This window comes from Desulfobulbaceae bacterium (assembly GCA_015231515.1).
Classification (GTDB): Bacteria; Desulfobacterota; Desulfobulbia; order Desulfobulbales; family VMSU01; genus JADGBM01.
The window spans coordinates 1-7033 of record JADGBM010000132.1; the positions used below are offsets into that span (position 1 = coordinate 1).

The window sequence follows — 7033 nt, forward strand, 5'->3', positions numbered from 1 at the left end:
GATTGCTCATGGAAGTGCGGCAATGGGCGGAATGCACCGGGCAGAGCTGGGCGCCTGGTCTGCAAAATGTGTCGATTGCCATAGTGTGCACACCCAGGAGCAGCTTTATTGGCGGACTGAGAATGAAGCTGAACTGTACTTGGCTACTGGGACGATTGATGGCAATTTCAGCGTGAACGGGGGGCAGACAACTTTTTCTTACTCGGTAACCGATATACTGGCCGAGTGGAATGACAGAGCAACATGGGGGCGGAAAAATGACTTTCTGCCGCCAAGCGGATTGATCTTGGTAGTGGATTTGAGTGAAGCAAAAAACACGTATGAGATTATCCGGGCCGATGCCTCATCTATTACTGTAAAAGGTGGTCTTGACCCATCCGTGACCGGGAGCAGTTTCGGGATAATTTACGGTCAGTTGATTAAATCGAATATTGCGACACCGTTGCCGGGTAACAGAGATGTACGGTTCTTTAACCCGAAAGACCCGGCTGGCGGTTACACCGACAGCAACACCCCCGCGGTCTCCGGCATCTGCCAGGTCTGCCACTTGAACACCACGGTGTGGAATAACGACGGATCTAAGAACGATGATTTAACTCATTCAGGGAATGGTAATACTCATTGCACTGAATGCCACATTCCGGCGGAAGGATTTAAACCATATTAAGTGCTGATTTGCCATCAGAGAAGAGTAATCCCTTGCGTGCTGTTCGTGATTTTACGGAAGAATTTGTTGCTGGCATGAAAAAAAGATGCCAGTTGCTGGTGTTTAAAGTGTTTGACATTTAGTTTTTCACTGGTAGATTACTCAAAATTTTTTGTCGGTATTAAAAAAAAGAACGATAACAGATGACAAAGAACCCTTACGAAAACAGATGAATGAAAAAATGGAGACAGAATCCTCCAAAGAAATTTACAAAATTTGGTACTCATGCGGAGGTAAAGCGGAGAATGAAGCAAAAAAATGTGATTAAGCTGACTTTAGTGATGTTCTACTTCGGTTTTTTTGTTACGCATCAAGCAAGAGCCGACAAGTTGTTAACATCGGAAGAGATAAAAAGTCTCCATTCGATATCAAAAGCGGTTTTAGGCTCAAGAGCCATTGAAAAGAAGAGATTAGAGGCAGAGAGTCAGCAAGTTCATGCGGAACTGAACATAATGCAAGCCGATCTTTCGACTTTGGCGGCATCTGTGCGCGATGATTTGATGCAAGTAGATTCTGCGGGAAAACCGAGTCAGGTTGTGGTCGATGACACGTCCATGACAGTTACTCTGGAGCAGCAATCTACCTTCTCTTTGGATTTCGATCAGAGTTCACCTGATGAAAAGGGAATATTAATATTAAAGAAAATTCCCGAAAAACAAGGGCAACCGCCTGGACCGGCAGCGCAAGTGGTTGCTTCACCAAAAGAACAAACAGCAAGTGAAATTGTTCAAGAAAAAAAGAGTGAGCGTTTGAGGATAATCAACAAGGCACTTGATGATTCAATTGCAAAAATCTCTGCAAACCGCCTGAAGCTTAAAGAATTAAATGAAGAATCCGTAAATCAAAATAGCCGAGAAAAGCAAATGGGATCAGCCGTAAGTGCTCTTCCTGGAAGTCATTCTTTTACCAAAAGAGTGAAACAAGAGCGTCATAAAAAACTTCTTGAGGCTGCGGCTAAATTTGAAAACGAGCTGGTATCGATGAGGGAACACGGTGCGGATTACAATAAAATCAGGCAACTCCAAAAGGGTCTTGAGCTACAAAATAAACTGCCTGTTGACGAAGACCTGGAACCAACCGTAACAACTTTAACGAAACATCGGCGATAAGCCCGTGATGCCATGTGGAAGGGGATAAATATGTTGAAGAGACTCTTTGTGCTCTTATTCATTATAGGCTTAACAAGCACCTCGGTTTTTGCTGCTTGCCTGAATCTTCAAGACGACCCTCAATTATGTGAAAACAGAGAGGTTCTTTTTCAAACAGGTGAGGGGCTTTTGCTGCAAGAAAAGGCAACGAAATTAGGAACGCCAGCAAAAATATATGAGTATCTCCGGAATAATGCAGAGTATTCCCCATATCACGGATCCAGAAGTAATTCGCTTAACTCTTTCTTAAGTTTACGGGGTAATGATGTTGATCTCACCTCCGCTTTGATTGCCCTGCTTAGATCTCAGGGGATAAAAGCCCGCTATGCTTATGGAAATATAAAAATTTCAAAAGTTCAGTTGGCAAACTGGTTAGGCGTCATTGATACGACTCTGGCCGCATCATTATTACGTGATCAAGGCATCCAGAATGTCGATGATACCGATTCGACCTACGTGACCTTTGAGCATGTCTGGGCCGAAGCCCTTGTCAGCTACAGTAATTACCGTGGTGGAAAATCAACCCAGGAGGCAAGCTGCGCAACCGAAGGTGGCAGTTGTCGATGGGTCCCGCTTGACGCCTCTTTCAAACAGAAAAAATATAATGAAACATATCGGATGCTTCTTCGGGATTTACCTTTTGATTACGATGCCTATTACAATGCTCAAAACCCAGGTAGCCCAGCTTATAAGCCCGGCCTGAAGAACAAAAATCCTTTGGAGGTATTTGACGAGGAAGCTCTTGAATATCTGCGGGTCAATCACCCTGGCCTTACCCTTGAAGATGTCATTGATGAAGGTGAAATTATTGCAGATGAATCCGGGCTTCTGCCGGCCTCACTCCCTTATGAAGTGGTGAGCCCGATCATAAGGTATGACTCGGTCGCGGATCATGATGCCGGCGAGGTTATAGCTTGGACAAAATATTTACGGTCCAGGGTTTTGCCAAAGGTTTGTGAAAGTGTAAATATTCTTCCGCATTATGACGTTCCTCTCGCTGAGTTAAGCACCAAGCAACTTACCGTGACCTTATTTGCCGGGCAGCAAGGTGGTGTGGCTTTTGGGCACCGTTTAGATAGCGAGGCTGTCGGGAATACGGTTATAGCTGGTTCAGTTAATATTTCATGCGCGGAAGGATCTTATCAACTTCAAGCAGGTACGTTAGTTGATTTAGAGTTGGAAGTTGATGTTGAGCCTGGGGTGCCACCAGAAAAAGTTGTCTATAAGAACCTCGTTGTCGGTGGCTATTACTTGATCGCCAGTGGTGGAGAAACGTCCAATGAGACCCAATTGAGGCGAGCCACTGAAAAGCTTCTTCAGGCCAATGATAATTACGCCATAGTTGTCGATAGTGCTGGCGCCCTTGGCGCTATAGGCGATGTTTATATTGATACCAATTTAAATGGTGTTGCTGATACTGGCGATATGCGTTTGCTCGATGATCTCGAAGCGCAGGATGCCCTGACCGGTGGTTTACTCTATGTGGCGCAATCCCTGTACTACACCAGACTTCGGGAAGACTCGGAACGCTATGGGCGGCTTAAAGGAATAATTTCACCAATATCGGCTTATCTTGGTGTTGTGAGTACCACTCAGGAAGTTGAGTATCTTAATGACGTTCCATTTGCCATTACACCAGGCGGCCTTTTAATTGACCTGAAAGGAATACACCTTAACGGCACCTGGGAGGTTGATCAGCCTGAAACATATTCGAGTGATGCTTTTCTGATGATTGGCCATATTGCTTCATCTCTTGAACATGAAGTTTGGCAGGCAATTACAGGGTACGATGCCATATCAACGGTTCGAGGGATTCAGTTTGCCATGGAGCAGAACCGTAAGTTGGTGAATCCTAAAAAAAATAGCCAGGTTGACACTTTCCCTGCTTCATTAACTGATCTGGGTTTTGCGAACACCGCTCCACCGGATTTCACGCAGAGCGAATATGACTTGTTTGGCAGAAGGCTTGTTTCATGGAGTTATGGTGGCGCGGACCCTGCTAACGCGGGGTTTAACGTTTTTCTAGCCAATGCAGAAGGACTTCTTCCTGGTGACACTGCAGCAATGCTTGCTACATACAATGCAAACAATGGCATTGATTCATTTTATTCCACTTATGACGCGACCGAGAACAATCTTATCGCGGATCAGGCTTTCGAGGGGGCCTTAAAAACCGGTTTTATCACAACAAGTCTTGCCAGTCTTTACCAGACATACGACGTTCTCGCGGCCAATGTGACCACTCCCGCGGGGTTCTCCGTCGTAAGCTTCAATCGCACAGCCTCAAACATGTACCAATATGTGCTCAATGAAACCAGCCAACATACGGATGGGGTCTATCCGATCACAATAGGTCTTAAACTGGCTGACGCCACGGATGTTGTACCATACACAATGTCGGGGGCTACGGGATATACAGTGTTTGTAATCCAGAACACAACCCCAGCGGGCTTTGTTGTAAATGCAAGTGTGTCAGGGGACATCTTAACGATATCGTACTCTGAATCCAGCGCGCATGCGAATGGAATATATAACCTCAATACCGAAGTTGTGTTAAGGAAAGGGACAAGTCTTGCTACCGTGACGGCGCCCATTTCTGTTGAAATTATTGGGAATCGTTTTGTGGATACACCTGCCACTCTTAACACCTCAATGGATGTTTCCGACAATCAATCCTTTACCTGCGCGGGCGGCCCCAATGGTGAATCTGTTCAGTACACCGGCGCCCCCACAGCCTTGCTGGTTGATCTGGAAAACTGTTTTAACAACCTCATCACCATAAATGACCTACAGGGCTTTACCGACTTCTTTGACCGTAACCTGAGCTTTGACCCAAGCACCCATGTCTATCGAAGTAAAACAATCGGCATCGACGATTATGACATCGACTTTGTCATGGAAATCCGTGATTTCATGTACGGGCATATCACCAACACCTGGGGCGAATATCTGCTGCCGGACAAGATGCCGCGGGATACCTACTACCTCTTCAGCGTCTACCTTAAAAATGGCTATGATGAATTTGATGATTTAGGCCAATCAACCTATGCCATTGTCAACCACAGTAACCGGCTGGCAAGCGGCGGCGGGTATGTAACCGCAACGGAAGCCATTGACCCTGCCAAGGATCAAGACTTCAACAACGAAGTTTTTACCGATTTGAATATGATTTCGGTATCCAACAACGATCTGGTCGTCACCCCGTCTACCGCCGACCCGGTGAGTACAGTCACCGGCAATATGTACCATGACGAGACCGATTTGGTCATTAAGGGCAAAGGCTTGGATTACGCCTTTACCCGCACCTATAATTCGAATCAGGCCAAAAACAGTTCTGCTGATTTTCCCATAAGCAAGGGGTGGACCCATTCCTATAATATGCGCCTTACGGCCAATGACTATGGGCAATACCCTAACTATGATTCCGTTCAAGCTCCGGAGAACGGCAACGCGGTTGTTTCATCGATAACCTTCATGGATGAACGGGGTGGCGAGGCAAACTACCTGGTGGACGGAGAGGGCGCAAGCTGGGCGGTCACTTCTCCGACTGGTGGTTTCGACACCCTCGCTCTCAACACCCCGGTTGCCGGCCAGCACACCATAACTTACAGGAATGGAGTGAAATACCTTTTTGAAGGAGTAAACGGGGCTGATCTGCGCACGGTTGGTGATACAGCCCGGCTCAAACAGATTGCCGATCCCTATGGCAACCAGCTTAATTTTTCATACAATGGGGCAGGGCAGCTTGTAACTATTGCCGATAACCTCGGGATCGCTGGCCGGACAGGGCTCACCCTTGCATACCATGGCGATGGCCGCCTCAATACTATATCCGACTGGGCCGGCAGGACCTGGACCTATGAGTATTTGAATGGCAATCTCAGCTCGGTGGAAAATCCACTCCTGAAGAAAAATCAATACACCTATCATCCGGACAGCTCTCTTTTGAAAGATATTTCAAAGCCTGAACTCCGGGCCGGAGCACAGGTGACCACGACCTTTAATTATTATGAGAATGATCGGGCCTTCAGCTACACCAACATCCAGGGCGAGAGTGAGATTCTGGACTATGACCTGTTTCGCAAAAAAACTCGGGTCACTGACCCACGCGGATTCATTCGCACCCATCTCTATGATGAAAATGGGGCTCTGGTCAAACTTGAGGAGCCGGATAAGGGGATTCTGCTCTTTGAGAACAATGCCGATGGCTTGCGTTATCAGAAACGTGATGCCCTTGGCTTTGAGACGACCTACTCGTACTGCTCGTCTCGAACGTTGGCCGGCTGCGCCAGTGATACCGGCGGCAATGTCACCAGCGAGCAGGATGCATATCTGCAGACCGTGGACTATGACTATGGCCTTTTTGACCAGGTCACCAGGGTGAAAGATAAGAACGGCAACGAGCGATTCTACACCTATTACCCCGCCTCTATTGCCGGTACCGGCGCTGTTAAAGGCAAACTGCAAAAGGTTGAAGCGACACTCGCGGCGCAAACCGTCACCCTGGAGGAGTACAGCTATTACGACAACGGCAATCCCAAGCAGAAGACCGAGTATGTTGACCAGGACGATCCCTCAAAAAAACGGCTCACCGACTATTTTTATGAAGTTAATTCTCTTAATCCCAATCGGGTAACGGTAACCGGTCTTCCGAGCGGCGAAACCATAACCACCACCTACACCTACGACTCCCTGGGCCGGATTGAGACCGAAACCCGCCAACGCGTGACATCCGCCACGGACCCAACCGTTCTTAATCTGACAACCACCTATGGTTACGATGCCTTGGGCCGTGTCGTCACGGTAACCGACCCTCTTGGAAACATAAAAGAGCTTATTTACGATGCCAACGGCAAGGTGAAGGAAGAACGAGTCCATTACAAAAAGCCTGATGCAACCTATGATATCCGGACCAATGTCGTCAAAGAGTACGATTCGGCAGATCGCCTTGTGAAGGAAACTGACATATACAATAAAGAGACGCTCTATGACTATGACGCGGCAGGCAACCTGATCACAGTCACCGATGCCAACGGCCATACCAGCCGCTATCAATATGATGCCATGGGCCGCCAGACCGCGGTTATCGATGCCAACGGCCACCGCTCGGAACTGATCTATGATCTCGCCGGTCAAGTTGTGCGGACCCAAAATGCCAATGGCCAGGTGACAAAACATC

Annotated in this window: 3 protein-coding genes; all 3 read left to right on the top strand. The window is 47.4% G+C overall.

The features are described 5' to 3' along the window. A partial coding sequence (locus HQK80_14410) for a hypothetical protein (GenBank protein MBF0223391.1) occupies positions 1 to 667 on the top strand: 667 nt, incomplete at its 5' end. A gap of 284 nt (positions 668 to 951) precedes the next feature. After that, positions 952 to 1815: a hypothetical protein gene (locus tag HQK80_14415; GenBank protein MBF0223392.1), complete on the top strand. Its 864-nt coding sequence runs from the start codon at positions 952 to 954 to the stop codon at positions 1813 to 1815. A gap of 30 nt (positions 1816 to 1845) precedes the next feature. Then, positions 1846 to 7033, top strand: a 5188-nt coding sequence (locus HQK80_14420) for a hypothetical protein (protein MBF0223393.1), incomplete at its 3' end; no start/stop codon positions are given.

Bases quoted from the DNA above. Each gene is read 5' to 3' on its own strand.
- HQK80_14415 (MBF0223392.1), top strand. From the start codon at position 952: ATGAAGCAAAAAAATGTGATTAAGCTGACTTTAGTGATGTTCTACTTC.